We start from the raw sequence: 3,449 nt of genomic DNA, 5'->3' as shown, positions 1-3,449 counted from the left end.
GCGGACTGAGACGCGGTCAGGCGCCGGTGGCCGGAGCCGCCGCGCCGGAGCCGCGGCGACGTCGACGACGGCGCGTGGGGGCCGGCTTGCCGTCGTGGTGCTCCCTGCCCTGACCGTCGTGCGTGCCGCTGCCTTCCGCCGCGCGCTCAACGGCACCGTCGGTGTCGGTGCTCGCGGGGGCGGACTGCGGTGCGCTGCCGTCCTCGAAGGTCGACCCGACGCGGTCGGCACCCGTGCCGCGCGAGCGGCTGCGACGACGACGCGGTGTGCCATCGCCCTCGGGCGCGGCGGCCGCGGCGCTGGCCGGCTGGGTCCGCACGGTCTGGGTGCGCGGCGCCGTCGTGATCCGGCCCTTGGTGCCCGCGGGGATGTCGAGGTCGGTGAACAGGTGCGGGCTCGACGAGTAGGTCTCGACGGGCTCGGGCTGGCCGAACTCGAGCGCGCGGTTGATCAGCGCCCACTTGTGCAGGTCGTCCCAGTCGACGAAGGTGACCGCGATGCCGGTCTTGCCGGCGCGGCCGGTGCGACCCACGCGGTGCAGGTACGCCTTGTCGTCGTCCGGAATGGTGTGGTTGATGACGTGCGTCACGTCGTCGACGTCGATGCCGCGGGCCGCGACATCCGTGGCGATGAGGACATCGCGCTTGCCGGCCTTGAACGCGGCCATCGAGCGCTCGCGCGACTCCTGGCTCATGTCGCCGTGCACCGCGGCGGCGTTGAAGCCGCGGTCGCCGAGCTCATCGACGAGCTTCTGCGCGGCGCGCTTGGTGCGGGTGAAGATCACGGCCTTGGTGCCGCCCTCGGCCTGCAGGATGCGGGCGATGACCTCGTCCTTGTCGAGCGAGTGCGCGCGGTAGACGAGGTGCTTGATGTTGGCCTGCGTGAGGCCCTCGTCGGGGTCGGTCGCGCGGATGTGGATCGGGTTCGACATGAAGCGGCGCGCGAGCGCCACGATCGGGCCGGGCATGGTCGCCGAGAAGAGCTGCGTGTGCCGCACCGCCGGCACCTTCGAGAAGATCTTCTCGATGTCGGGCAGGAAGCCGAGGTCGAGCATCTTGTCGGCCTCGTCGAGCACGACCTCGGTCGCGTTCGAAAGGTCGAGCAGGCGCTGGTTGTTCAGGTCGATGAGCCGGCCGGGGGTGCCGACGACGATCTGCGCGCCAGCCTTGAGCTGCTCGATCTGGCCCTCGTAGGCCTTGCCGCCGTAGATCGCCACGACGCTGGTCGGGCGGTTGCGGGTCAGCATGTCGATGTCTTCGTACACCTGCACGCACAGCTCGCGAGTGGGAACGACGATGAGCGCCTTGACGCCGGGGCCCGGGTCGAAACCGAGACGCTGCACGACGGGGATGCCGAACCCGAAGGTCTTGCCCGTTCCGGTCTTGGCCTGGCCGATGATGTCCTGCCCGGGCAGCCCGAGCGGGATGGTCTGCTCCTGGATGGGGAACGCATCGATGATGCCCTTTTCAGCAAGGGTGTCGATGATGTCCTGGTCTACGCCGAGGTCGGCGAAGGTCGTCACGATTGAGAGCCTGTCCGGCGGCGAGATGACCGCCTGGTGAAGTGATCCACGCCTTTCACTCAGCCACAGGCGCGGGGTCCCGATCCGACGCCGGGACAGACCCAGGATACCGGGTGCGGCTGTGCGATCCCGGTTGCGCTCGTCTGCGCGTTGACGCAGGCCTAGGCTGGGCTCCGTGTTCGAGTGGCTGCGCCGTCCCCGTCGGGAGTCCCGCGCGCTCCGATTGCGCTCGCGCGACGAGGCGAGCGACTTCACCCGCGTCGACTTCGAAGAGCTCGCGCCGGGCGTCGACACGTTCCTCGGACAGGCCGCCTACCTGCAGATCGGGTTCTTCGAGACGCTCAGCGAACTCATCGCCTCCACACCCGAGCTCTCCAAGAAAGAGGCGCTCTCCCGGGCAGCCGGAGCGGCGCTGACCAAGCACGAAGAGCTGGTGGCGCTCATCCGGGAGCGCGGCGCCGATCCGACCGATCTCATGCTGCCCTTCCGCGAGCCGCTGGACGCCTTCCGCGCGGCGACCCACGGGGTGCGGCCGCAGGAGACGATGCTCTCGGTGCACATCACCGCCGGCATGCTGGATGACTTCTACCTCGCGCTGTCGGCGAGCTACGGCGACACCGGACGCCGCGTCGCGAAGATCCTCCAGGCCGACGACGACCGGGAAGCGGTCGTCGATCTGCTCGTGGAGACGATCGCGAGCGACCCCGAGTGGAAGTCGATGCTCGCCATGTGGGGGAGGCGCCTGGTCGGCGACACACTGCTGATCGCGCGCTCCGCGCTGCGCCCGGGCACCCTGCGGATCGCCGACGAGGAGAAGGTCGAGCCGGTGTTCACCGAGCTGATGGCGGCGCACTCGAAGCGGATGGACGCGATGGGTCTCGCGGCCTGAGCGCACTCGATCCGGTAGGGATCAGGCGAGGTGGAGGCGCTTGCGCTCCCGGTCGTCGTGGGCGAGCCGTGTCCGGCTGATGAGCGCCACGATCGGCCACGCGATCCAGGACACCACGAACGGCGAGAGCCACAGCCACACGCTGTCGGTGCCGATGCCGGCCCAGGTGAGGATCATCCAGACCAGACCCGCCGCGAAGGCTCCGATGATCGGAGCCAGCACGGGTCCGCGGGTCGCGCGCGCCTTCGCCAGGAAGTGCACGGCGAGCCCGATGGATACGCCGACGACGAGCGCGATCAGGATCTGCACGGCGAGGGCCTAGGCGACGAAGCCGACGCGCCGCGCCTCTTCGGTGCCCAGCTCGATGTAGGCGAGGCCTGCCGTCGGAACGATGTACGAGTCGCCCTTGATGTCGTTGAAGGTGAGGTGGGTCGCGCCGGCGTCGAGCGCTGTCGAGATCGACTTCTTCAGGACGTCGGCAGACTCGGATGACTCGAAGTTGAGTTCGCGGCCAGAGTTCGTGATGCCGATGCGGATCTCCACGTGAGAGTGCCTTTCTGCGGTGCGGGGGCGGCGCCGGAGCGGCGCATGGCCACTCTACGTCACCTTCGGGGACCCCCGGCGGGCGGTCATCCGGTGTCGGAGAGTCGCGCTAGCGTGCTGGTCATGCATTCGGGCAAGGGCCCCGGCGCGGGCCCTGCGCTGGATGAGCGTCAGCGCGCCGTCGTCGAGCTCACGCCGATGGCGGCCGGTGTCGTGGTGGGCGCCCCCGGCACGGGCAAGACCACGACCCTCGTGCAGCGCGTCGCATCGCTCGTCGCCGGCGGCATGAGCCCCGACGCGATCGTCGTGCTGACGCCGTCACGGCAATCCGCCACGCTCCTGCGAGACCGGCTCGCACTGGCCGTCGATCGCGCGACCTCCGGCCCGCTGGCCCGCTCGGTGGCGTCCCTCGCCTTCCAGATCGTGCGCGCCTTCGAAGTGCACGCCCACCGCGAGCCGCCGCAGCTGCTCACCGGAGGCGACGAAGACCAGATC

General features: G+C 70.0%; 5 protein-coding genes. 2 read left to right on the top strand and 3 right to left on the bottom strand.

The features are described from left to right. Positions 1 to 16 precede the first annotated feature (16 nt). A complete protein-coding gene (locus AC1DVT_RS18890; RefSeq protein WP_457100256.1) occupies positions 17 to 1,522 on the bottom strand; it encodes a DEAD/DEAH box helicase in 1,506 nt (501 codons plus the stop codon). Between the two features lie 175 nt (positions 1,523 to 1,697). Here AC1DVT_RS18890 and AC1DVT_RS18885 point away from each other — a divergent pair, with 175 nt between their 5' ends. Continuing rightward, positions 1,698 to 2,411, top strand: coding sequence for a ferritin-like fold-containing protein (locus tag AC1DVT_RS18885; RefSeq protein ID WP_477390782.1), 714 nt, complete (start codon positions 1,698 to 1,700; stop codon positions 2,409 to 2,411). 21 nt (positions 2,412 to 2,432) lie between these two features. On the opposite strand, the gene AC1DVT_RS18880 is transcribed toward AC1DVT_RS18885, so the two are convergent. Both AC1DVT_RS18880 and AC1DVT_RS18875 read right to left on the bottom strand, forming a co-directional pair. Then, positions 2,433 to 2,720: a hypothetical protein gene (locus AC1DVT_RS18880; RefSeq protein ID WP_477390780.1), complete on the bottom strand. Its 288-nt coding sequence runs from the start codon at positions 2,718 to 2,720 to the stop codon at positions 2,433 to 2,435. A gap of 9 nt (positions 2,721 to 2,729) precedes the next feature. Continuing rightward, entirely contained in the window at positions 2,730 to 2,954 is a 225-nt protein-coding gene (locus tag AC1DVT_RS18875; protein ID WP_457100259.1) for a DUF3107 domain-containing protein, read from the bottom strand. Positions 2,955 to 3,077: 123 nt separating this feature from the next. Between AC1DVT_RS18875 and AC1DVT_RS18870 the strand changes: the two genes are divergently transcribed. Further along, on the top strand, positions 3,078 to 3,449 hold a 372-nt coding region (locus AC1DVT_RS18870), incomplete at its 3' end, for a UvrD-helicase domain-containing protein (RefSeq protein WP_477390778.1).

It is taken from the genome of Microbacterium sp. P2_F9 (genome assembly GCF_056403635.1).
This window is presented reverse-complemented; position numbering and strand designations above follow the sequence as displayed.